This window comes from Sphingomonas echinoides ATCC 14820 (genome assembly GCF_000241465.1).
Lineage (GTDB): Bacteria > Pseudomonadota > Alphaproteobacteria > Sphingomonadales > Sphingomonadaceae > Sphingomonas > Sphingomonas echinoides.
This window is the reverse complement of sequence record NZ_JH584235.1, coordinates 3144602-3167630: the sequence shown is the minus strand read 5'-3', so window position 1 is coordinate 3167630 and position 23029 is coordinate 3144602. Positions and strand designations below refer to the sequence as shown.

The window sequence follows — 23029 nt, the reverse complement described above, 5'->3', positions numbered from 1 at the left end:
CTGCCCCGCCACCACTATGATACCCTATCGACATGACCGAAGAAACGCATGTTCTCGACCGCCCACCAGCCAACGCGGCGGATGATTGGACGATCCCGCAAGACTGGGCGCACTTCACGCCCGAGGAACACCGGGTGTGGGACACGCTGTTCGCCCGTCAGGCGAAGCTGCTGCCGGGCCGTGCCTCGGACGCCTATTTACGCGGGCTGGATGTACTGAAGCTGTCCAAACCCGGCATTCCCGATTTCGAGGAGCTGTCGGAACGGCTGATGAAGCTCACCGGCTGGCAAGTCGTCGCGGTGCCGGGGCTGGTGCCCGATGACGTGTTCTTCGATCACATGGCCAATCGCCGCTTCGTCGCGGGCAATTTCATCCGCCGCCCCGACCAGCTCGATTATCTGCAGGAACCCGATGTGTTCCACGACGTGTTCGGCCATGTGCCGATGCTCGCCGATCCGGTCTTTGCCGATTATCTAGCGGCCTATGGGCGCGGCGGGCAGCGCGCGCAGGGGCTGGACGCGCTCAAATATCTCGGGCGGCTTTACTGGTATACGGTCGAATTCGGGCTGATCGCCGAGCCCGAGGGCTTGCGCATCTATGGCGCGGGCATCGTCTCCAGCTTTGCCGAAAGCCGCTTTGCGCTCGACGATGCCAGCCCCAACCGCATCGCCTTCGATCTCAAGCGCGTGATGCGCACCGACTACCGCATCGACGATTTCCAGCAGAATTATTTCGTGATCCCGAGCTTCGACGAACTGCTGCGCGTGACGGTCGAGACTGATTTCGCGCCGCTTTATGAGGAACTGGTCGGCATGTCCGACATACCGGTCGCGACGCTGCTGCCCCAGGACCGCGTCCTTACGCACGGGACGCAGGCCTACGCACTCGGCAAGGGCTAATCGCGCGTGCGCACCTCGACCAGCACGCGGATCGCGTCGTGGCGCCAATATTCATGGTCATATTCGATGATGCGGTCGCCCGCATCGAAACTGCGGCGCACGACCAGCAACCCCGGCGTGCCCGACGCCACCCCCAACGCCCGCGCGACATCCTTGATCAGCGCGCACGGCCGCATCTCGACATGGTTGCGCACCACCCGAACACCATAGCGCCCGGTCAGCACCGCCGTCAGCGAGCCATCCAGACCCTCGTCGAGCAAGTCGGGTGCGATAACGGGATCGACCAGGATCCGCTCGACCAGCACCGGTCGCCCGTCGATCGCGCGGCGGCGGTCGAGCGCGAACAACGGCGTGCCAATTGCGCAACCGAACACCGCCGCGTCCGCCGCCGACGCCGCCACCGACTGCTTGCCCAGCGTTTCGGTCGTCGGCACGCGGCCCTGCTCGGCGACATAGGCCATGAAGCCCGCCCAGCGCGTCGGATCATAGACCACCGGCGGTGGCGAGACGTACCAGCCGCTGCGGTCGCGCCGATAGATCAGCCCCTCCGCCTCCAATTGGAACAGCGCCTCGCGCACCGTGCCGCGCGCCGCGCCCGACCCAAGCTGAAGCTGCCGCTCGGACGGTAGCCGCGCCCCCACGGCCAGTGCCCCCTGCGCGATCTCCCCTGCCAGGTGATCGCGCAGCGCGAGATAGTGTGGGCCTGGCCCAGCGTCTGCTGCGTTCTGCATACGCTCCGTCATGGCCGAAGCCGGAGGGTCACGCCAGCGTGTGCACCGCGAGCCGTTCCAGCAGCGGGCGATAGCTGGCGAGATCTGGCACCTGCCAGTCGGGCTGCTTGCCGATATCGTCATAGCGGCGCAGCGCCACCGCATCGGCGAAATACGGTTCCTGTTCGAACGCGGCGATGCCCGCTGCATCAAACGCACCGCCCTGCAAACGCAGGCTGAGCGCGGAGGCGGCACTCAAGCCCGCTTCATAGCGCGGCTCGACCGCGCAGAGATAGCGCTTAGCGGCGACGTGCAGGCGCACCGGCTCATATACGGCGGGGGGAAAGGCCGTGGCGAGCAACGCCGCGCCAAGCTCTTCGTGCCGCGCGTCCGCGCCGTGCAGATCGGCGGCAAGCCCGGCCCCGTCGACGAACTGACCAATGTCGTGGAGCAAGGCCGCCGCAATCAGCGTGTCCGACGCGCCATCTTCACGCGCAGCCTGCGCGGCTTGCAGCACATGCTGTACCTGATCGACCTCCTCGCCATAACGATCGTCGCCATGCTCGGCGAACATCGCGTAAATCTGGTCGATAAGGGCGGCGGACATGACATTTTCCTTTGCAAAAGCGATGACCCCAAGCGCGAGTGTCGCACGATTGTCGCTTAACTGGACTATACCAGATTTGTGACCCGCTGGCGACACCCGCCCGGATCGACGGAGGTTTGTGGTGAGCGATGCGACCAGACGGCGGTTTCTGCAGATGGCGGCGGGGGCCGGTGCGGGCGCAGCCGGGATGCTGCCGGGCCTGATCGAGCGCGCCGCCGCGATCGCCGCCAACAGCCCGACCGGCACGATCCGCGATGTCGAGCATGTCGTGATCTTCATGCAGGAAAACCGCTCGTTCGATCATTATTTCGGCAGCTATAATGGCGTGCGCGGGCTGGGCGATCCCCGTCCCCTGCGCCTGCCCGGCGGGCGCAGTGTGTGGGCGCAACCGAGCGCGCAGCATCCCGATGGCTTCGTGCTGCCCTTCCACGGCGATTCGACCACAACGCAGTCGTTCCGCGTCGATGGCTCCGAACAGGGCCATCAGCACAATCTTACCATCTTCAACCGGGGTCGGTGTGATCGCTGGGGCGCGACGCGGCAATTGCACCAGCGGATGCTGCATTATGGCGCGGGCGACCTGCCCTTTTATTACGCACTCGCCAATGCGTTCACGATTTGCGACGCCTATCACGCCTCGACGCTGACGCAGACCTATCCCAACCGGCTGCATTTGTTCACCGGCTGCAATGGCGGCGGCACGGTCGGTGGCGATCCCGAAATGGACAATTATGGCGAGGACGAAACGCCCAGCGCTGACATGGCGACCGACCAGCCGCTGCGCCCCGATGCCTATCGCTGGACCACTTATGCCGAGCGGCTGGAACAAGCCGGGGTAAGCTGGAAGGTCTATCAGGAATATGACAATTTCGGCGACAACACGCTGTCGGTCTTTCCCGCCTTCCGCCCGTGCGCGCGCGATTCCGCTTTGTATCGGCGCGGTCGATCGTGGGTGAGCGAACATAAGACCGGTGCCGACCGCACCCGCTCGGACGGGGAGCAACTGGTCGAGGGCTTCCGGCGCGATCTGGCGGCGGGGACCTTGCCGCAAGTGTCGTGGATCGTCACCGCCGCCGACCTGTCCGAACATCCGACGGCCGTGCCCGCGCGCGGCGAACATCTCTGCGCCGAGCTGATCGCCGCCTTGGTCGACCATCCCGAGGTCTTTGCCAAAACGGTGTTCATCGTCAATTATGACGAGAGCGGCGGCTTTTATGACCATATGCCCTCGCCCGTGCCGCCGGTGGGGGACGTGCCGGGCCACAGCACCGTCTCGATCGCCGGAGAAGCGAAGCATTATGCCAGCGGCGACAATCCGGGCGCACAGCCGATCGGCCTGGGCATTCGCGTGCCCGCACTCCTCGTGTCGCCGTGGAGCCGCGGCGGCTTTGTCTGCTCCGAACTGTTCGACCATACATCGGTGCTGCGCTTTCTCGAGGCGCGCTTCGGCGTGGCAGAACCCAATATCGGGCCATGGCGGCGCGCGGTGTGTGGCGACCTCATCTCCGCCTTCGATTTCGCGCACCCCAATCGCGACTGGGCGAGCCTCACCTTGCCCGGCACCGCCGATTTCGAACAGCGCATCGCGCGCTCGCAAGCCGGGCGCGCCACCGCGATTCCGGCGGTGCAACGCGCAGCGCGCCAAATGGCGGGGCAACGGCCGGCCCGCGCGCTGCCCTATCGGCTCGACATCCTCGCTCGGGTCGATGCGGATCGGCGCTTCCGGATCGACCTGATCAATCGCGGCACGACCGGCGCGGTGTTGACCGTCCACGACAATCTCGATCGCGGCGGCCCATGGCACTATATGATCGGCGCGGGCGACCACTATGCCAGCACGCAGTGGCATGACGACGGCACCGTCACCGACCGCTACGACCTGAGCGTGATCGGCCCTGACGGGCTGCTGCGCCGCTATGCCGGAACGTTGGCGGACACGGCAGAGGTCGGCATGGTCGCGCTGCCCAGCCAGGATGCGGTCGAGCTCCTGCTCGCCAATCCCGGCACCGCGCCGCGCCGCTACACGATCACGCTCGATCCGGCCTATCCAACTGTGGCCGCGCGAACGCGCGACCTCACGGTGCCCGCCGGAGCAACGCTGCGCGACCGCTGGGATCTGGCGGCCAGCGACCGCTGGTATGATCTGACAATCCGTTCGCCCGACGCCCCCGCCTTTTTGCGTCGCTTCGCGGGCAAGGTCGAAAACGGGCGACCGGGCCGGACCGACCCCGCCATTGGAGAGATGCGTCTCTATGTCTAAGCGCCTTTTCCTCGCAGGCCTCGTCGCGGTTGCGACAATGGGCAGCGCCGTCGCCGCGATCGGCGATCCGTGGATGCCGCCCGTGGATGGGGTGCGCATCCTGTCCGCCCCGCCCGCCGCCGGATCGGCGCGCGATATTGCCGATCGCGCCATCTTTCAGGCGACCCGCGCACTGCAGGGCAGCCCGCGCTGGCAAATTGCACAGCGCGATGTCGAAGACGGCCCGTTGTCGCGTTATGCCTGCGCGCTCGGCGTGACGTTGAAGGCCCGCGACGTGCCGATCCTGGCGAGTCTCTTCGACCGTGCAGGCGCGGGTTTCCTCGTCGAGCCCGTCAAAACCCATTACGCGCGGGCCCGGCCCTATGCCGACAACGATGCGCCCATGTGTCAGGCGCGCACCGCCGCGCTCGCCCGCAGCGGCGATTATCCCTCGGGCCATGCCGCCAACGGTTGGCTGGAGGCGTTGTTGCTCGCCGAACTCGCGCCCGACCGGGCGAGCGAGATCCTCGCGCGCGGTCGCCAGGCGGGCGAAAGCCGCGTGATTTGCGGCGCGCATTCGGCCAGCGCGGTCGAGGGCGGCTGGCAAGCCGGGGCCGCAGCGTCGGCGGTGCTGCACGGCTCCGCCTCGTTCCGCCAGCAGCTCGATCTGGCGCGTGTCGAACTCGCCCGCGCCCGCATTACCGCCCCCAAGGTCGATCCCGCCGCGTGCGCGATCGAGGCCGAGGTGCTGGCGCGCGCGTATTATTGAAGCCCCGGTCGCCTCACGCGACCGGGTTGGGCGACGCCATCACCAGCGGAGCCGCGCCATGCGCGACCGGATCGCTGAACCCTTCGGCGCCGCTCTCCCGATGCCCGGCAAGCCGCACCTGCTCGGAAGCACTCGTGACGAGGAAATCGTACCAGCCGTGGCTGCCCGACAGATCGACCGGCACGACGCTTTCGGCGCGCGCGGCAACATGCAACGTGCGCGGTGGCTGGCCATAAGCAAGATCGTGCACGCTAAGCGCTAACGCGCCGTCTGTATGGTTGCGTATCCGCAATGTCGTCCGCTTGCCTTCACCCTCCAGCACCGGCGCGAAGCCCGCGCTGCGCCCGGTGAAGCGCCGGTGGAACCCGGCCGGCCCGAGCAGGAACGCATCATAGGCCCCATCCGCGCCCACCGGCAGTTCGGCGGAAAGCGATTGCCCTGCGCCCACGGTGTAGCGGCGCGGCCCGCCCGCCAGATCGGTCAGCGGATAGAGGTGGAACACCGCCGCCCGCTCGCGCCCGGTGTTGGACAGCAGCAGGCCCGGCGCTTGCCCTGGCACAACCGCCAGCGTGGCATCGAGCCGATAGGGTGTTGCGCGGCGGCGGCGGATGCCCGCTTCCTGCACCGGCGCGGTCAGCGCGGCGGGCGGCAGCGGGCGCATTTCCTTGAGCGTCGCCGCACGGTCGGACAGCGCCCGCGTCGGTGGCAAGGCGCTGGCAAAGGCCCGGTCATCGGCACGCGAAAAATCGAAGCAGGACGTCAAATCACCGCAGACCGCGCGCCGCCACGCGCTGATATTGGGTTCGGCCACGCCGAAGCGGGTTTCGAGGAAGCGGATCACGCTGGTGTGATCGAACACTTCGGACGCGACATAGCCGCCGCGGCTCCACGGCGAGACGACATACATCGGCACGCGCGGCCCCAGCCCATAAGGACGGCCGAGATATGCCGCATCGGCCTCGCCTTGCGAATGGCGGTGATATTCGTCCTCGGCCGCAACCGTGGTGCCGCCGAGCAAGCGTGCCGGATCGCGCGGATCGTGCGCGGGGGGCGCTGGCGGCGGGACATGGTCGAACAGCCCGTCATTCTCGTCGAAATTAAGCAACAACACCGTCTTGGCCCAAACGTCCGGGTTGGCGGTCAGCGCGTCGAGCACCTGTGCGGTATAGTCCGCCCCCTGCAGCGGCGTGGAAACGCTCGGATGTTCCGACGCTGCCGTCGGCGCGATGATCCACGAGACTTGGGGAAGTTTGTCGGCCAGCACATCGGCCTTGAGCAGATCGAGCCCGCGCGTCGTCAGCGTTCGCCGGATCAGATCGGCGTCCGGCCCCGACGTCGCCTTGCGCGCATCGCGATAGCGGCGGAAACCGATCAGCGGGTTGTCGCTGAAATTGTCCTCCATCTGCTGATAGATTTGGAAGCTGATCCCCGCCGCCTGCAGCCGCTCGGGATAGGTCGTCCAGGCATAGCCGCCATGGCCGCGCGGATCTTCCAACCCGTCATAGCCATTGTCGATCGCCGGGCCATGCCCGCGCGCCTGCGGATCATGCGTGCCGGTCCACACATAGAGCCGGTTGGGATTGGTGCTGAGATGCAAAGCGCAATGATAGGCGTCACACAGCGTAAAGGACTCGGCCAGCGCATATTGGAAGGGAATATCCTCGCGCGTGAAATAGGCCATCGCATGGTCGTGCTTGGCCTTGGGCCAGCCGCCCATCCGGCCATTGTCCCACGCCGCCTGGCTGTCGGGGAAACCGTGCGGCGTGCCGAGTGGCCGCATCAGCCGGAAATCGCGCTTGGTGTCGAGGTGGAAGGGCGCGATCCAGTCGGGCGGCCCGGCATGTTCGCTCGGCTGCACGAACACCGTCGCCCCGCGCCGTTCGCCCAGATCGGGCACGGGAATGGCGAAGCGATCGCCAAAGCCGCGCACCCCTGGCATCGCGCCGAAATAATGGTCGAACGCGCGGTTTTCCTGGGTGAGGATCACGACATGTTCGACATCCATCACCGTCCCCGTGCGGCGATTGGCGGGGATCGACAAGGCGCGCGCAATCGACGGGAACATGCCGCCCGCCGCCGCGCCGCCACCGGCCATCAGGGTCTTCAGGAAAGCGCGGCGATCGGCGGGGGGCAGCGACATGGGCGTTCGTCCATTCACAAGAAGACGGCGCGCCGGACAAGCCCGACGCGCCGCCCGGTGGGGGTCGTCAGAACTTCAGCGTGAAACCGGCAAAGACGGTACGGCCACTCTGAGTCTCGTTATGCAAGCGGTGATAGATGCTGTTATACTGCACCTCGGTGGTGTTGGCGATGTTGATTGCGTCCAGCGTCAGCCGCAGCTTGCTCGTGAGGTTCACGAACGCCGCTGCATCGACATACACCGTGCCGTCGAAACCGTCCTGGCTCGCCGGGTTGGAGCCGTCATAGACGCTGAGCAGATAGGACGAACGATAGTTCGCCGATCCGCGAATGCCCCAGCGCTTGGTCTCGTAATACAGCGTGCCGTTGGCGTTGGTCTTCGACAGACCCGGGATCGGAGACTTGATGCCCTTCACCGGCGCGTTCGAATCGAGCACCGTCACGTTCGCCGAAACGCCGAACTTGTCGAACGGGGCCGGCAGGAAGGTGAAGTTGGTCTGCGCCGCGGCCTCGAAACCGGTGACATAGGCCTTGCTCAGGTTCACCGGCCGCGAGAATTGCGCGACGATGGTGGTCGGCGTCACGCCCGACAGCGTCGAAAGCGGCAGGCCCGTCGTGCTGAACGGGACATTGTACAGCGTCTCGGTCGAGATCAGGTTGCTGATGTCCTTGTGGAACACGCCAACCGAGATCAGCCCGATCTTGCCGAAATACCATTCGGCCGACAGGTCGTAAGCATTGTCCTTATACGGCTGCAGGTTGGGGTTGCCGACGCTTGCGGTGATCTGGCCGCTATCGGCATTGGCGCTGCCCGCCGCCGCCAGCGAACCCAGCGAGGGACGGTTGATGTTCTTGGCAGCCGCCACGCGGATGAGGAAGCTCGGCGTGACTTCCAAAATGGCGTTGAGTGCCGGGAGCACGCCCGAATAGCTCGATTTGGTGAAGTTGCTGCCGATCGGCGTATCGTTGCTGTTGGTGATCAGGCCATTGCTGTTGAGGTCGGTGAAATATGCGCGAAGGCCGACATTGCCGCGCAGCCGCATCCCCGCAACATGGCCATCCCAATCGAGCTGGCCATAGGTCGCCTTGGTGGTTTCGGTGACGGTGTAGGTGTTTTCGATGTCGGTCGCACCGGCGGTGGTGTGCGACGCATTATATTGGGCGAACGCGGCCGCATAATTGCCGGTGATCCAGCTCGCCGCCTTGTTCTGCGTGAAGACGTCCGCATAGGCGGTCACCGCGGTGCCGGTAAATTGGCGGAACTGCCCGTCATTGTAGATTTCGGAGCCCGACGTGCTGTAGCGGCGATAGCTCGCCCCGCCGCGCAACGTGAACACGTCGCCCAGCTTCAGGTGGGCGTTGCCGGTCGCTTCACGCAGGCTGGTCTTGTTCCAGAATTCGCGGAAGTAGAATTCCTTGAACTCATATTTCGACGCATCGGTGGTGTTCCAACGATAGACGTTGGTCGCCGAGGTGCCGTCCGCCGCATAGGTCGTGGTCATGCCACCGTAAGCGCGCAGGTAGAGCTTGTCGTCATACGGCGTGGTGTATTTCGAATCTTCATAGCCGACATGCCCGTCAAAGCCGAGATTGTCGTTCACATCCCATTTGCCGGTCAGCGCGATCTGGTTGAAGCGGTTCTTGTTGAGCGAGCGGCGATGTTCGCTGGCATAGGTCACGTTATCGACGTTGATCGAATCGACGAAGTTGCTGCTGTCCCAATGGATCGCGTTGATCTTGGACGTCGTGTCGAACGCGACCGAGCCCGAGGTGTTGTTGGGCCGCGTCGCGAGATGATATTCGTCGCGGTGCGTGGTGAATTCGCCATGCAGCGCATCGAGCGTCAACAGCACATTGTCCGCCGGACGCCACTGGGTGGCAAGCGTCAGGCCGAGACGCTCCTGCTGGGCGTCCCAGACCGACAGGCGGTTACCCGAGGCGAACACCAGATCGCCCGACTTGAACTTGGTCTGCTGGTCGGCAGACAATGACGAGATGTCGAGGCCGCTTTTGAGGTAACCGGCGATCTTGCTCGCGCTGAGCTGGGTCGGCGAATAGGTGTTGTAGCCCTGCTCTTCGGTCTTGCGCTTCGAATAGGCGACCGAGACGAGCACGCCGAAGGTGTCGCCCCAATTCTGGCCGATCATCGCGGCGATGCGCGGCTGCGCATCCTTGGTGTAGCTGTTGGTGCCGAGCTTCGCCGAGATCGCGCCGGTAATGCCCTGCTTATATTCCAGCGGCTTGGCGGTGAACAGGCCGACCGTGCCGGCCATGCCGCCTTCATTCTGCGCCGCCTGATAGGTCTTTTCGACCTCGATGCGCGAGAACAGTTCGGACGCGAAGATATTGAAGTCGAACGCGCGGTCGCGCGAGCGCTGGCCACGGCTGTCCATCGCTGAGTCGACGTTGCCCAGCACTTCCATGCCGTTGAGCTGGACGCGGGTATAATCCGGCCCCAGGCCGCGCAGCGTGATGCGGCGGCCTTCGCCCGCTTCGCGGTTGATCGCCACGCCCGGCAGGCGCTGGATCGATTCGGCCAGGTTGAGTTCGGGGAACTTCGCCATGTCTTCCGCGACGATCACATCCTTGACGATGTTGGAATCGCGCTTCAGGGCACGCGCTTTGGCGAGCGACTGGATATAGCCGTTGACGACGATATCGGCCGGTGCCGCATCGGTGCTGGCGGCGGCTGGATCGGTCGCGGTCTGCGCCATCGCGCTGGTTGCAAAAACTCCGCTCGTGGCGGTTGCGATCGCCAGGATCGCCGTGCTCATTTTACGCATTTTGGTGCCCTCCCTGCGCGGCGGTGAAAGCCCATGCCGCGCTGCCCGACCCGGCCGGTAGAGCGCGCACATGACGCTCGTGTGACATTTTGTGGTTTTATGGCGGTTTTGATGTGGATAAATGTGAGTTTCCATTGTGTGACAGCCGCGATATGATCCGGCCATGCAGACTCCGTTCTCTCCGCTCGACGATGCTCCAGGGCCGCGCGTCATCCAGAGTTCGCGGATTGCGGCGATCCTCAAATTGCTCGAGGCGCGCTCCAGCCTGTCGATCGCGGAGCTGGCCGCACGCTTTGACTGTTCGGAAGAAACGATCCGCCGCGATATCCGCCAGTTGGAGCAAACCGGCCGCGTGCTGAAGGTGCATGGCGGCGTGCGCATGCCCGATGCGGACTTCGAAGCGCCCTATCGCTTGCGCTTTCGCGAGCAAGCCGATGCCAAACAACAGATCGGCCGGGCGGCTGCAGAACTGGTCGAGCCGGGCATGACGCTGCTGATCGATTCGGGCACCACATCCTTCTGGCTGGTGCGCGCCCTGGCGCGGGTGCCCGATCTCACCATCGTCACCAACAGTATCGAGGTCGCGAGCGAAGTGCTTGGCCGCCCAAAACAGCGCCTGTTCCTCGCAGGCGGCATCATCAATCACGATTATCGCGCCGCCTTCGGGCCGGAGGCGATCGCTTATTGTGGCGGCTTCATTCCCGACTTGACGATTTTTTCGATGGGCGCGATCGATGTGGAGCGCGGCTTCCTCGATTTCGAGCCCGACGAAGCCACCTTCAAACGCGCCTTGATCGAAAGTGCGCGCCGGATCGTCGTGCTGGCGGATTCGACCAAATTCGGGCGCAAGGGCACAACGCGGGTGGCAGGCTTTGGCGATGTTGCCGATCTGGTGACCGATGCGCCGCCGCCCCACCCCTTTGTCACGGCGGCGGCAGCCACCGGCATGGCAGTCCATGTAGCCCGCCCGGCGTCGGCCGCAGAGGCACAGCCGCTATAAGGCCAACGCCTTACCCGCCATGGCCAATCGCCGTCTTCAGCATCGAAAGCTGTTTGCGGTAAATGTTGGTCATCGCCGCGAAATCGGCCTGAATCTGCCCCATCTTGAGCAATTGATCTTCCAGCGTGACGTTGTTGCCGTCGGGCTTGGTCTCGCTCACATTGGTATCGAGGATCGACGATGCCCCCATCGGCGCGCGCGCGCCGAGCGCGGCCATGCTCTCGGTCAATTGCACCGTGGGCACGGCGATACCCGGCGCACCGCCCGCCGCGCCGCCCTGCGCCGCAAGCAGCGCCGAGAAATTGGGGGCCGCGACATCGCGGGCCTTGAAGCCCGGCGTCTCGGAATTGGCGATATTTTGCGAAATGACGCGCTGACGATCGGCCAGATGCTTCATTTCGGTGCGGATGCCCGACAGGATTGCGGGAACAGCCATGCTCAGCCTCCGAACAGGGATACGAGGGAACCGCTATTGCTCGTGTCCGAAGTCGACGAGCTCAGGCGCGCAAGGGCAGATTGATACCCCGCCAGTTGCGCCTGCTGATAGGCGCTCACCGTGCCGCCACCGGCCTTCTTCGTGTTATTGACGATCGACGCCTTGGTATCGTCCCAATAGAGCGAACGATACGCAGTCTGCGTCATCGACAATGCCGACTTGATCTTGCCCAAGGCCGCTTTGGCATCCTCAGGCGTCGCCAAGGTCAGCGAGGTGCTGAGGTCGAGCCCATAGGCACCGCCCGGTCGCACGGTCGGCGCATTGGCCGCGACCGGCAGCGGCGTCTCGATCCGCTGCGGCGCAATGCCGAGCTTGGACAGCGCGTCGCGATCCCCGGTGCCGGGAATAAGCTCGATCGAATGCCCCGCAGCGGCATCGATGCGCAGGCTCTTCATGCCGCTGATCCTGGGCGTACTGGTGCTGCCCTTGGTGCCCGTCAGCTTGCCGATCCGGTCCGACAGCGTCTGCATCGTGTCATCGGCGGTGATGGTGATCTTCTTGGCGGTGCCGCCATCGATGCTGATCGAGAAGCTGTCGCCCACGCGGAGTGCGGTCTGCGTCACCAATTTGGCCGAGACTTCGGGGTTGATCGTGCCCGTGCCAAAGCCGATCGCGCCCAGGCTGTTATCCCCGGTTGCCGCCACCGCCAGCCGCACCGGCTGCGTCGTCTGCCCGCTTTGACCGAATTGGGTGGTACTGGCGATCGCGCCGGTCGCGCCGTCGATCCGGCTGACAAAACCATCCACGGTGCCCGAGCGCGCCGCACCGATCGTGCCGGACGTCCGCCCGCCCGCATAGATCGCACCGTCGAGAAAGGCGACGCTGTCGACCTGATCGTCCTGCGCGCTGCCAACATACGTGACCGCCGCGCCGCTCAGTGCACCGTCGATGCGCGCGACAAAGCCATCGCGCCCGCCCGACGTGCCATTCACCTGTGTGCCCGAAAGCGCCGCGCTCGCGGACCCACCGACCGCAATCGTGCCATCGCTTCCCACCGCCAGCGCGCGGGCATCGGCCGTGCCCAGATCAAGCGTCGCCAGATCGTTGGACAGGGCGCTCGCATCGAGCTTGCGCAGTTGCGCGGTGCCATTGTTGTTCACCAGCGCCAGCACATTGCCGTCGCTGCCGATCGCCAGCGCCGTGACCGATTCGCTTCCACCCGAATCGATCGCGCGACGATCGGCAACGTGGCCCGTCGAATCGAGACGCGCGACAAAGGCGTCGCCGCCCCCGGTCGCGCTCTTGCCCCCGACGAAGACCGAACCATCATTCCCGATGGCGAGCGCTTTGGCGACGTCATTGCCAGTGCCCGGCACCACCGTCGTAAACGCTTCATCGCCCAGCGTGCTGTAGCGCGCGACGAACATGTCGCCGTCATGCGTCACCCCGTCGAGGCTGCCCGTGACGGTGCCCGCCACCACGACGTCGCCATTGGCGGCGACACTGACGGCAGCGCCGGTCGAGGCCCCGGCCGCGCCGAGCCCGCGTTCCCACACCACTTTGCCCGCGCCGTCGAGCTTGGTCAGGAACAGCGTGTCCGATCCGTTCGAGCGTTCCGACCCCAGATCGCCGCGCGTCGTGCCCACCACATAGGTGTTGCCCTGCGCATCGGTCGCCATCGCCGCGGCATCGGTATTGGCCTGGACGGCGGTGTTCTTGGTGGTGGTCGCCACCGCCTTGCCATTGTAATCGGTCTTGAAGGTTGTCGTCGAACTGGTCGTCTTGCCGGCGATCTTTGCCTGTTCGGTGGCAACACGGTCGAGCGCGCTCAGCGTCGCCACCGACTTTTGCACCATCGCGCCGGCAGGATCGGCGAAGCGGAAGATCTGCGTCGCGGTCGGGGTGGTGGCGGTCTGCTGCCCGGCGACCGCCGTCTGCCCGGGTGCGAGCGCGACCGGCCCGCTCTCTCCGGTCGCGACGAGCAGCGCGGGCTTGGCGTTGATCTGGTCGATTGTCACACGGTCGGTGCCGTTGGGCGCGTTGAGCGTCAGGCCCCATTTGTCGGTGCCGCGTTCCGGGGTGAAGTGCGCCAGCCACTTCGGCTGCTGCATCCCCTTGTCATCAAGCTGCAAGCTGCCATCAGGATTGAGGCGGGGAAGCGCTGAAATGGCGGCGTTGAGCGCGTCCGAGACCGAGTCCAGCGTCGGCGGTTGCGGCCCCTGCGACAAATCGACCGTCAGCGTGTCGCTCGCCCCCGGCTTGGAGAGCGTGATCTTGAGTTGCTCCTGCCCGGTCATCCCCGGCAGCGGGTCCGACCGGCTCGCCACCACTTCCGGCCCCTTTACGGTGTACGCATCGGGCGACGGAATCCCGACGGTCGTCGCGCTGCGCGCGGGCTGAGCGAGCGAGAGGTCCAGGATCCCGTTGGGCGCGTGCGCCAGAAAGCCCTGCAAATCCGTCAGGCCTTTGGCGAAGGTCGTCTGCAGAGTCGCGCGCTGCGCGGCGTTGCTGGTGGTGGCAGTCGCGGTTTCGGCGAGCAGCCGCAAGCGATCGAGCGCCTTATAAGTGGTAAAGCTGGTCTGCACGTCGCTCGGCAGCGCAGCCGGGCCCGTCGCGGGCTTGTCGATGATCGTCGTCATCGCCTTGATCGCGGACACCTGCGCCGACACCGGCAAGGTCGTCGGCGTTTCCTTCCACGGCGGCGTGGTTGGCGCAGTCGTAAACTGCGCCTTGGCGACGCGCACGGCTTTGGTCTCGATCGCGGGCGCACTGCTGTTGGACGCGCTGAAATCCGCGAACGAATTGCTGCCCGTCATGAGGCTGAGCCCGATCAAGCTACCCGATAAATCCGCCGACATCTCCGTCATCCCTATAAGACTCTTCCTATAATAGCAGGGAGAGACGCTCGAAGGCCGTGCTTTCGGCGAATTTTCTGGGGAAAATTGGTGAACATGATGGCGCAAATGGGCGAACCGCCTGAAATGAAGCGATTCACCGGGCAACAGCGGGCTGCGGCCTTGATGCTCGCACTCGGAAGAGAACATGGCGCGCCGATCTGGGAACAGCTGTCGGTCGACGAGATTAAGGAATTGTCCGCCACGATCGCAGGCCTTGGCCGCATCCCTGCGGTGGTGGTCGAATATCTGCTGGTGCATTTCAGCGGCGAGGTCGCCAGCATGGCCTCGCTGCACGGTTCCTATGAATCGACCGAGCGCTTGCTCTCGGGCATCCTGCCGGGCGAGCGCGTCAAGGACATCATGGAGGACATTCGCGGCCCCTCCGGCCGGACGATGTGGGACAAGCTGTCCAACGTCAGCGAAACCGTGCTCGCGCAAGGCTTGCGCCACGAATATCCGCAGACGGTGGCGGTGATCCTGTCGAAGCTGCGCTCGGAACATGCCGCCCGCGTGCTGTCCGAATTGCCCAGCGAATTTGCGGTCGATGTCATCATGCGCATGTTGCGGATGGAGACGGTGCAGAAGGAAGTCATCCTCGAAATCGAGCAGACGCTGCGCACCGAATTCATGGCCAATCTGTCGCGCTCCAACAAGCGCGATCCGCATGAGGCGATGGCCGACATGTTCAACGCGCTCGACCGCTCGACCGAGGAAAAGATGCTGGCGGCGCTCGACGAGCGCGTGCCCGAATCCGCCATCCGCATTCGCGCCTTGATGTTCACCTTCGAGGATCTGGGCAATTTGCTGCCCGCCGCGATCGGCGTGGTCGTGCGCAATGCCGACAAGCGCGAAATGGCGCTGGCGCTGAAGGGGGCCCCGGAGGAGATGAAGAAGCTGTTCTTCAGCACCATGACCGAACGCGCCGCCAAGCTGCTGCGCGAGGACATGGCCGGCATGGGGCCGGTGCGTGCGCGCGATTGCGAAGAAGCCCAGTCCTCGCTCGTCCGACTTGCCAAGACCCTGGCCGATGCCGGGGAAATCACGCTGGTCGATCCCAAGAGCGACGACACGATGATCGTGTGACGGAGACAGGCATATGAGTTTTGAAACCGTCCAGCGCTTCGCCTTCGACCGCGTCTTTACCGAGATGGGTCCGACGCCGTTCGACATGCCCGATTCGATGCTCGATCAGGCGGCGCTGCGCGCCGAGCTGGACGCGCGCAAGGCCGATCATGAAAACGCCCTCTCGATCGCCCGCGCCGATGCGTTCGAAGCCGGGCTTGCCCAGGCACGCACCGAACGCGACGCGGCATTGCTGTGTGCCATCGATGCGATGCACGGCGCGCTCGATGCGCTCGACGCGCGCTTTGCCGAGACCACGCGCCGCATCGTTGCCGACGCCACCGACGTGGCGCTGGCTGCGGCCGATGCCATTGCCGGCCGCGCGCTCGTGCGCGATCCGACCGGGCTGATCGATGACGGGATCGGCCGGGTGCTGCAGCAGGTCGCGCGCGGCACCGAGCTGCAAGTCCGCGTCCACCCCGATCTGGTCGAGGCGGTCGAGCAGCGCGTCGCCACGCGCCAAGCCGCCGACCGGCGCAAGCTGCATGTCGGCGTCGTGCCCGATGCGACGCTCGCCCCGGGCGATGCGTTGATCGATTGGGAACAAGGCGGCCTGCTGCTGGAAAGGGCCGCGCGACTGGCCGCAGTGGAAAGCGAACTGGCCTCGCTGCTGCCCCCTCCTCCGACCGCCTGATCGCTCCACACGGCAATTTTTTCCGCCCGGCAGAAATTGCCGCCCGTCTCCATCCTATAAGATAGTCATGGGGGCTCGCCCCTACGGTCAGGATCGGGACTCACTTTGGAAGCAGCGCGCACTCTCTTTTCGCAATTGGGCGTAAGACGGCTTGCCGTAATGGCCGGTGTGGCGCTGGCCGTCTTGGCGGCGCTGGCATTCGTCGCGACGCGCGGATCGACCTCTTCGATGGGCTTTTTGTTCACCGACCTCGATCCCGCCGCCGCACAATCGATCACCGAAAAGCTGAAGGCGAAGGGCGTCGAGTATCGCCTGTCCGCCGACGGCACCTCGATCCTCGCCCCACAGGACAAGCTCGCCGAATTGCGCATGGCGATGGCGGGCGATCATCTTGGCGGCAAGATCGGCTATGACGTGCTCGACAACGAACAGAGCTTCGGCGTGTCCGCTTCGCGTGCGAAACTGAACGAGACCCGCGCGATCGAAGGCGAGTTGGGCAAATCGATCGAAAGCCTGGACGGCGTGTCCAAGGCGCGCGTCCACATCGTCATGCCCGAGCGCGCGATGTTCGCGACCGAAAGCCGCAAATCGACCGCCGCCGTCACGGTGAAGACCAAGGGACGGCTGTCCACCGAAGCGGTCGCCTCGATCCGCTATCTCGTCGCGTCCTCAGTGCCCGAGCTCGCGCCCGAAGCAGTGTCGGTGGTCGATCAGACCGGTGCCCTGCTGGCCCGCGCGGGCGATGCCGGGTCAGCCGGCGGTGCCGAAGCCGATGAGCGCCAGACCGCCACCGAGGCCAAATTGCGGGACGAGATCGAATCGCTGCTCGCGCCGATCGTCGGCATGGGCAAGGTCCGCGCCGAGGTGTCCGCGCTGATCGACCGCGACCAGACGCGCGAGGAAACCACCGCCTTCGACCCCGACAAGCAAGTGATCGGCCACCAGACCACGGTCGAATCCGGCGACCAGAATGCCGAGAACAACGCGACCACACCGCAAGCCTCGGTCGCGGGGCAATTGCCCGACGCGCAGGCGACACCCGCTGGAGGAACCGGCACCTCGCGCAAGACCGCGAGCACGCAGAATTCCGAAGACACCACTTATGAGAATAGCAGCACCCACACCGTAACGGTGCGCGTTCCCGGCCAGATCAAGCGGCTGTCGATCGCGGTGATGGTCGATGGCGGCCCGAAGGGCCTTCCCGCTGCCCAGATTCAGCGGCTGACCCGGATCGTCGAAAATGCGGCCGGCATCGACACCAAGCGCGGCGATAGCGTCGTCGTCGAAAGCATGCCCTTCACCGCTGGCGATGCGCTGGCTGAAAATAAGAGCGGGCTGCTGTCGCTGCTGCCAATGGACAAGATTTTCTCGCTGATCGAACTGCTGGTGATCGCGGTGGTCGGGGTGATCGTCCTGCGCATGTTGCTGCCGAAACCATCGCCGGAACCCGCCGTTGTCGCAGAGCAAGTGCAACAGCTCGGCAGCGACCCCGAGCGCCTGGCGCTGGCCGCGCGCGCCGCCGATGGCGACCCCGACGCGATGCAGCAAATCGCCGCACTCGGCGGCGACCAGCATCTGCTCGACCAGGAAATCGCGCTCGCGCAGGTCGATGGCCGCATCAAACTTTCGGCGCTCAAACGCATCGGCACCACGATCGCCGAAAGCCCGCCCGAATCCGCCTCCGTAATCCGGCAATGGATGAACTCATAAGATGGAACAGCCCATGGATTCCGAACCCTCGCTGGTCGCGCTCGACCCGCCTGTGCAGACCGAACAACCCTTCATCGCCGATTTCGCGGACGAGCCAAGCCGCGCGCCCGCCGGGGGCAGCCCGGCCGAGGGGCTCGAAGCGGTCTATGATGTGCCGGTCAAGGTGCAGGCCGTGCTCGGCCGGTCGCGCATGCCGGTCGGCAAATTGCTGCAACTCGTCGTCGGCACCGTCGTCGAGCTCGACCGTCGCGTTGGGGAGCCGGTCGACATTTTCGTCAACAACCGCCTGATCGCGCGCGGAGAAGTCGTGCTGATCGACGGCTCGCTGGGCGTGACGCTGACCGAAATCGTGCGGGGCGAACGATGAAGGGCATGACCCCAGCGGTACGATTGCTGCTCGTTGGGGCCCCCGGCTCCGAATTTCGCCTCGCCGCCGATCTGGCGCGCGCGGCGGGGGCGGACGTGACGATGGCGGACGATGCCGCCGAAGCCATCGCGCTGCTGCGGATAAGCGGTGGCGACCTGGTGATGATCGATGTCGATGCCGATGTGCGCGGTTTCTTGCAGCATTTGCGCGACGAACGCTTCGCCGTGCCGGTCATTGCGTGCGGCATCAACGCCTCGGCCCAGCAAGCGGTGGCGGCGATCCGGGCTGGCGCGCGCGACTATCTGCCGCTGCCGCCCGAACGCGCGCTGATCGCCGCCGCGATCGCGTCGGTTGTCGCGCGCGGGTCGATCGAAATCCTGGGCGACGCGCCCGATCTGGCGCGGGCGCGCAACCTTGCGCTGGCGGTGGCACGCAGCGCGTCGCCCGTGCTGCTGGTCGGCGAAACCGGCACTGGCAAGGGCCTGATGGCCCGCGCGATCCATGAAGCATCGGGTCGGCTCGGTCCGATCCTGGTCGTCGAATGCGCCGGAGTCGCGCCTGAAATCGTCGATTCGGAACTGTTCGGACATGAGCAGGGCGCCTTTGCCGGTGCGCTTGGGCTGCGCATCGGCCGGTTCGAAAAGGCCGGCAGCGGCACGATCCTGCTGCGCGAGGTTGGGGCGCTGTCGCCGGGGACGCAAGCGCGCCTGCTGTCGGCACTGCAGGAACATCACATCCGGCGCATCGGCGGCAGCCATTCGGTGGCGGTGCAGGCGCGCGTCCTCGCCACGTCCACGATCGACCTGCAGCAGCGCGTTGCGGCAGGCGCATTCCGCGCCGATCTGCTTGCCCGCCTCGGCCTTGCCCGCATCGAAATGCCGCCGCTGCGCCAGCGGCGTGGCGATATCGCACTGCTCGCACGGCACTTTGCCCACCGCCTCGCCGACGCGGACGGGCTGTCGCCGCGTCCGCTCAGCGATGCGGCGGAAGGCGTGCTGCAGGCCTATGGCTGGCCGGGCAATGTCAGCGAACTGGAAGACGCCATCCACCGCGCCGTGCTGATCGCGCGCGGCCCCCGGATCGAGGCGCGCGACATCGTCCTGGTCGATGGCTCGCAACTCGCGCAGGAGCACGCCGCCACCGAAGGCCGCCTCGAAATCGAAGGGCTGGTCGGCCGCACGGTCGAAGAGGTCGAGCGCGAACTGATCCTGCAAACGCTGCAGCGCTGCCACGGCAACCGCACTTCGGCATCGGGCATCCTCGGCATTTCGGTGCGGACGATGCGCAACAAGCTGAAGACCTTTATTGAGGCCGGTATCGCCGTGTCGCCCGCGCCGTGAACGCTGTGCTGCCGCTACCCATTACCCGCTTGCTCGAACGGATCGGTGCCGGGCGCGATCTCGCGCTGGCGTTCGGCGTCATCGCCATCATCGGCATGCTCATTTTGCCGATCCCGGCATGGCTGCTCGATATCGGCCTCGCTTTGTCGATCACCTTGTCGGTGATGATCCTGATGACCTCGCTGTTCATCGAAAAGCCGCTGCAACTCTCGGCCTTCCCGACGATCCTGCTGATCGCGACGATGCTGCGGCTCGGCCTCAACCTCGCCTCGACCCGGCTGATCCTGGGGCACGGCCATGAGGGGCCGCAGGCAGCCGGCGGGGTGATCGGCGCGTTCGGCGAATTCCTGATGGGCGGCGAAACGATCATCGGCCTGACCATCTTCGCGATCCTGATCGTCATCAATTTCGTCGTCATCACCAAGGGTGCGGGCCGCATCGCCGAAGTCGCCGCCCGCTTCAGCCTGGACGCCATGCCCGGCAAGCAGATGGCAATCGACGCCGATCTGTCGGCGGGCATGATTTCGGAAGAACAAGCCAAGGAGCGCCGTGCCGAGGTGGAGGCCGAAAGCGGTTTTTACGGCTCGATGGATGGTGCCTCCAAATTCGTGAAGGGCGACGCCGTCGCCAGCCTGCTGATCACCGGCATCAACATCATCGTCGGGCTCGGCATTGGCGTGTTCTCGCACGGCGTGCCGGTCGCCGAGGCGTTCCGCACCTATACCGTGCTGACGGCGGGCGACGGTCTGGTCAGCCAGATCCCGGCGCTGATCGTCTCGGTCGCGGCGGGCATGCTGGTGTCCAAGGGCAGCGCGCGCGGCAAGACCGGCAATGCGCTGGGCGAACAGCTCGGCCGCTTCCCCAAGGCGTTTGGCATGGTCGCTTTCCTGATGGGCGCGCTGGCGCTGATGCCGGGCCTGCCCTTCGTGCCCTTCGCCGGTTTTGCCGGTCTGTCGGGCTGGCTTGCCTGGAGCATGAGCCGCAAGGCAATCGCCACCGCCAATGCCGAGCGGCTGGCCGAAGCGACCGAGGCCGCGACGGTCAAGATCGTTGAGGAGCCGATCGCGCAGACGCTGGCGATCGATTCGCTGCGCATCGAAATCGGCTATGCGCTGCTGCCGATCATCAACGATGCGACGCGCGAGCCGCGTCTTGATGATCAGGTCCGCGCGCTGCGCCGTCAGATGGCGACCGATTACGGCTTCGTGCTGCCCGCCGTGCGCATCATCGACAATATGGCGCTGGGGGCGAGCGAGTACGTCATCTACATCAAGGAAAGCGAAGCCGCGCGCGGCGAGGTGCGGCTCGACAAGTTGCTGCTGATCAATCCCGGCGGCGGCGCTCCCGGGCTGCCCGGCGAGCCAACGCGCGAGCCGGTGTTCAACCTGCCCGCTTTGTGGATCGACCGCGAGTTGCGCGAGGAAGCGGGCTTCCGCGGCCTGACGGTCGTGGATTGCGGCACGATCATCACCACGCACCTGACCGAGCTGGTGAAGGACAATATCGCCGATCTGCTGTCCTACACCGAAACGCAAAAGCTGCTGGGCGACATCCACAAGGACGCGGCAAAGCTGGTCGCCGATATCGTGCCGTCCAAGGTCTCGGTGTCGAGCGTGCAGCGCATCCTGCAGAATTTGCTGTCGGAAGGGATTTCGATCCGCGACATCCCGACCATCCTCGAAGGCATTGCCGAAGCGTCGGCCTCGACCAGCAATTTGACGATGATGACCGAACATGTCCGATCGCGCCTCGCCCGGCAGATTTCGGTCGCGCAAACCCGCGACAACGCCATTCCGGTGGTGACGCTGTCGCCCGAATGGGACACCGCCTTTGCCGACAGCATCGTCGGCACCGGCGACGACCGCCAGCTCGCTATGGCCCCCTCCACGCTACAAGGCTTCGTGTCGGCGGTGCGCGAAACCTATGACCGGCTGGCCGAGAGCGGCGAGATCCCGTGCCTGCTCACCAACCCCAGCGTGCGCCCGTTCGTCCGCTCGATCATCGAGCGCGTGCGGCCTTCGACCGTGGTGCTGTCGCAGAACGAAATCCACGCCCGCGCTCGCATTCGTGCGCTTGGCACGGTCAGTTGAGCACGCTCCCGCCGCGACCCGCCTATAATGGGATGAAGGCCTCGCCGTGAAAGGAACTGCATGCAGATCGTTGGAAGCGGAATGGCCGGATTGCCCGGCGCAATCGGTCGCCCCAACGGTGTAGCGCAGGGTTTTGCGGCAACCCTTGGCGACCTCGTTTCGCTTAGCGTTCCGGCGGCTGCTACCGCTTCGCCTGTGCTGCCGTTGTCGACCGCCACCAGCGACACCGGTGCGATGGCGTTCACCACGCTCGCCCTTCTGGGGAGTGCATCGGCGACGACGCTGACAACCGCACAGGCCGCTGCGACACCGAACCCGCCCGCGCCGTCTTTGATCGGCGCGTTGGGCACCGCGCCGACCGTATCGGTGAGGAGTACGCCAATTTTGGGCGTGGTCGCCACCAATGCCCCGGTCCCGTCGGCTGGGCGTGATAACTCTGCACTGCTCGCGGCAGGCATAGCCTCGGGAAATGCAGAGCGTCCTACGGCCCTGCTCCCGCACGCCTTGCCCAACGCCTCCGCAGCCATGGCCGCCACGGCACCCAGCACGCCGTCGCTTGGCAACCTTGTGCCGGAGCCCCGCGCTGTAGCGACGGCATCTACCGCCCCCTCCGCGCCGGAGATCGCGACAGACCGCGCCCCGACGCTTCCGGTGGCAAGCAGTGCCGCTAATGGCGGTTCCGTTGCCGCCACGCCCGCCCCGACGCCAACTGTGCCCGAACCGTTGCCAACCCTCCAGGGCACGCGGAGCCCAATTACAGCAGGCCCGGCGCGCGAACCGCGCAACGCGGTCACTGCAAACGCCACCGGGCTCACCGTTGCACCCGCAACCGTAACCACTGCGAAGCTCGACCCGACCGCAGTTGCCTCCGCGGTGCTGGAGACCGATGCGGCTCCCGTGCCACCGCCCATCGCCGTTGCCGCCAACCTTTCCCGCCCGACCGAAGCAGCGCGCGCGTCGCGCGCAACGCCGGTCGCGGCCGCATTTTCCGCGCCAATATACGGCACCACGCGCACCGATACGGCATCATCGCCGTCAACCGTCCTGACCATGGGCAAAGCGGATGTCGCCGACACCACCGCAGTGGCATCCGCGCCGACCCAAGGATTGCCCAATACGACCGTATCGACCGTGCTACCCCCGCAAAGCGGACAAATGCAGCCAATGGCGGAACCCGGCGACCAGCCCGCAGCCATAACGCCGGAGACCAATGCATCCGACACGCTCGCGCAGTCCGGCAAGACTGGGAGCGACGAGGAGAACGAGATCGCGCTTGACCCAGCGGTT

At 65.7% G+C, this 23029-nt stretch carries 16 protein-coding genes and 1 pseudogene; 11 read left to right on the top strand and 6 right to left on the bottom strand.

What is annotated here, in order from left to right:
• Positions 1-32: 32 nt before the first annotated feature.
• A complete protein-coding gene (gene phhA, locus ON00_RS14680) occupies positions 33-899 on the top strand; it encodes a phenylalanine 4-monooxygenase (RefSeq protein ID WP_010406994.1) in 867 nt (288 codons plus the stop codon).
• Here phhA and ON00_RS14675 read toward each other — a convergent pair.
• Positions 896-1642 (bottom strand): UTRA domain-containing protein, encoded by a 747-nt coding sequence (locus tag ON00_RS14675; RefSeq protein ID WP_211207128.1) that lies wholly within the window; start codon positions 1640-1642, stop codon positions 896-898. The two genes, phhA and ON00_RS14675, sit on opposite strands and share 4 nt — an antisense overlap.
• Before the next feature lie 16 nt (positions 1643-1658).
• The gene (locus ON00_RS14670; RefSeq protein ID WP_010406990.1) at positions 1659-2216 is read right to left on the bottom strand and encodes an HD domain-containing protein; all 558 of its coding nucleotides are present in this window, start codon (positions 2214-2216) and stop codon (positions 1659-1661) included.
• Positions 2217-2337: 121 nt separating this feature from the next.
• Between ON00_RS14670 and ON00_RS14665 the strand changes: the two genes are divergently transcribed.
• Positions 2338-4476, top strand: a complete 2139-nt coding sequence (locus ON00_RS14665; protein WP_010406989.1) for a phosphocholine-specific phospholipase C — start codon at positions 2338-2340, stop codon at positions 4474-4476.
• On the top strand, positions 4469-5224 hold the full coding sequence (locus tag ON00_RS14660; protein ID WP_010406988.1) for an acid phosphatase: 756 nt from the start codon (positions 4469-4471) through the stop codon (positions 5222-5224). Before ON00_RS14665 ends, ON00_RS14660 begins: the two co-directional genes overlap by 8 nt.
• Positions 5225-5237: 13 nt before the next feature.
• On the opposite strand, the gene ON00_RS14655 is transcribed toward ON00_RS14660, so the two are convergent.
• Together ON00_RS14655 and ON00_RS14650 are read right to left on the bottom strand one after the other, a co-directional pair.
• Complete coding sequence (locus ON00_RS14655; RefSeq protein WP_010406987.1) at positions 5238-7364, bottom strand: phosphocholine-specific phospholipase C; 2127 nt, start codon at positions 7362-7364, stop codon at positions 5238-5240.
• 67 nt (positions 7365-7431) lie between these two features.
• Positions 7432-10137 (bottom strand): TonB-dependent receptor, encoded by a 2706-nt coding sequence (locus tag ON00_RS14650; RefSeq protein WP_010406986.1) that lies wholly within the window; start codon positions 10135-10137, stop codon positions 7432-7434.
• Between the two features lie 172 nt (positions 10138-10309).
• Here ON00_RS14650 and ON00_RS14645 point away from each other — a divergent pair, with 172 nt between their 5' ends.
• Complete coding sequence (locus ON00_RS14645; protein ID WP_010406985.1) at positions 10310-11146, top strand: DeoR/GlpR family DNA-binding transcription regulator; 837 nt, start codon at positions 10310-10312, stop codon at positions 11144-11146.
• 10 nt (positions 11147-11156) lie between these two features.
• On the opposite strand, the gene ON00_RS14640 is transcribed toward ON00_RS14645, so the two are convergent.
• Both ON00_RS14640 and ON00_RS14635 read right to left on the bottom strand, forming a co-directional pair.
• The gene (locus ON00_RS14640) at positions 11157-11582 is read right to left on the bottom strand and encodes a flagellar basal body protein (protein WP_010406984.1); all 426 of its coding nucleotides are present in this window, start codon (positions 11580-11582) and stop codon (positions 11157-11159) included.
• A 2-nt stretch (positions 11583-11584) separates the two neighbouring features.
• Positions 11585-14440, bottom strand: coding sequence for a hypothetical protein (locus tag ON00_RS14635; RefSeq protein WP_040601685.1), 2856 nt, complete (start codon positions 14438-14440; stop codon positions 11585-11587).
• A gap of 93 nt (positions 14441-14533) precedes the next feature.
• Between ON00_RS14635 and ON00_RS14630 the strand changes: the two genes are divergently transcribed.
• The 7 genes and pseudogenes from ON00_RS14630 to ON00_RS20940 form a co-directional block, all read left to right on the top strand.
• Positions 14534-15562: a flagellar motor switch protein FliG gene (locus tag ON00_RS14630; RefSeq protein WP_010406981.1), complete on the top strand. Its 1029-nt coding sequence runs from the start codon at positions 14534-14536 to the stop codon at positions 15560-15562.
• Positions 15563-15575: 13 nt separating this feature from the next.
• Positions 15576-16235, top strand: coding sequence for a FliH/SctL family protein (locus ON00_RS14625; RefSeq protein ID WP_010406980.1), 660 nt, complete (start codon positions 15576-15578; stop codon positions 16233-16235).
• A gap of 159 nt (positions 16236-16394) precedes the next feature.
• On the top strand, positions 16395-17945 hold the full coding sequence (gene fliF, locus ON00_RS14620; RefSeq protein ID WP_010406978.1) for a flagellar basal-body MS-ring/collar protein FliF: 1551 nt from the start codon (positions 16395-16397) through the stop codon (positions 17943-17945).
• Positions 17946-17958: 13 nt separating this feature from the next.
• Positions 17959-18312 (top strand): flagellar motor switch protein FliN, encoded by a 354-nt coding sequence (gene fliN / locus ON00_RS14615; protein ID WP_010406976.1) that lies wholly within the window; start codon positions 17959-17961, stop codon positions 18310-18312.
• The gene (locus tag ON00_RS14610) at positions 18309-19652 is read left to right on the top strand and encodes a sigma 54-interacting transcriptional regulator (RefSeq protein WP_010406974.1); all 1344 of its coding nucleotides are present in this window, start codon (positions 18309-18311) and stop codon (positions 19650-19652) included. The genes fliN and ON00_RS14610 overlap by 4 nt, the downstream gene beginning before the upstream one ends.
• Positions 19653-19657: 5 nt before the next feature.
• Complete coding sequence (gene flhA / locus ON00_RS14605) at positions 19658-21742, top strand: flagellar biosynthesis protein FlhA (RefSeq protein WP_010406973.1); 2085 nt, start codon at positions 19658-19660, stop codon at positions 21740-21742.
• 60 nt (positions 21743-21802) lie between these two features.
• Positions 21803-23029: pseudogene (locus tag ON00_RS20940) on the top strand (hypothetical protein); the annotation flags it as partial.

Excerpts from the sequence above, each read along its gene's own strand:
- phhA (WP_010406994.1), top strand. The coding sequence starts at position 33 with ATGACCGAAGAAACGCATGTTCTCGACCGCCCACCAGCCAACGCGGCG.
- ON00_RS14640 (WP_010406984.1), bottom strand. The coding sequence starts at position 11,582 with ATGGCTGTTCCCGCAATCCTGTCGGGCATCCGCACCGAAATGAAGCAT.
- ON00_RS14675 (WP_211207128.1), bottom strand. The coding sequence starts at position 1,642 with ATGACGGAGCGTATGCAGAACGCAGCAGACGCTGGGCCAGGCCCACAC.
- ON00_RS14635 (WP_040601685.1), bottom strand. The coding sequence starts at position 14,440 with ATGTCGGCGGATTTATCGGGTAGCTTGATCGGGCTCAGCCTCATGACG.
- fliF (WP_010406978.1), top strand. The coding sequence starts at position 16,395 with ATGGCCGGTGTGGCGCTGGCCGTCTTGGCGGCGCTGGCATTCGTCGCG.
- ON00_RS14650 (WP_010406986.1), bottom strand. The coding sequence starts at position 10,137 with ATGAGCACGGCGATCCTGGCGATCGCAACCGCCACGAGCGGAGTTTTT.
- ON00_RS14670 (WP_010406990.1), bottom strand. The coding sequence starts at position 2,216 with ATGTCCGCCGCCCTTATCGACCAGATTTACGCGATGTTCGCCGAGCAT.
- ON00_RS14630 (WP_010406981.1), top strand. The coding sequence starts at position 14,534 with ATGATGGCGCAAATGGGCGAACCGCCTGAAATGAAGCGATTCACCGGG.
- ON00_RS14610 (WP_010406974.1), top strand. The coding sequence starts at position 18,309 with ATGAAGGGCATGACCCCAGCGGTACGATTGCTGCTCGTTGGGGCCCCC.
- ON00_RS14645 (WP_010406985.1), top strand. The coding sequence starts at position 10,310 with ATGCAGACTCCGTTCTCTCCGCTCGACGATGCTCCAGGGCCGCGCGTC.
- fliN (WP_010406976.1), top strand. The coding sequence starts at position 17,959 with ATGGATTCCGAACCCTCGCTGGTCGCGCTCGACCCGCCTGTGCAGACC.
- ON00_RS14625 (WP_010406980.1), top strand. The coding sequence starts at position 15,576 with ATGAGTTTTGAAACCGTCCAGCGCTTCGCCTTCGACCGCGTCTTTACC.
- ON00_RS14655 (WP_010406987.1), bottom strand. The coding sequence starts at position 7,364 with ATGTCGCTGCCCCCCGCCGATCGCCGCGCTTTCCTGAAGACCCTGATG.
- ON00_RS14660 (WP_010406988.1), top strand. The coding sequence starts at position 4,469 with ATGTCTAAGCGCCTTTTCCTCGCAGGCCTCGTCGCGGTTGCGACAATG.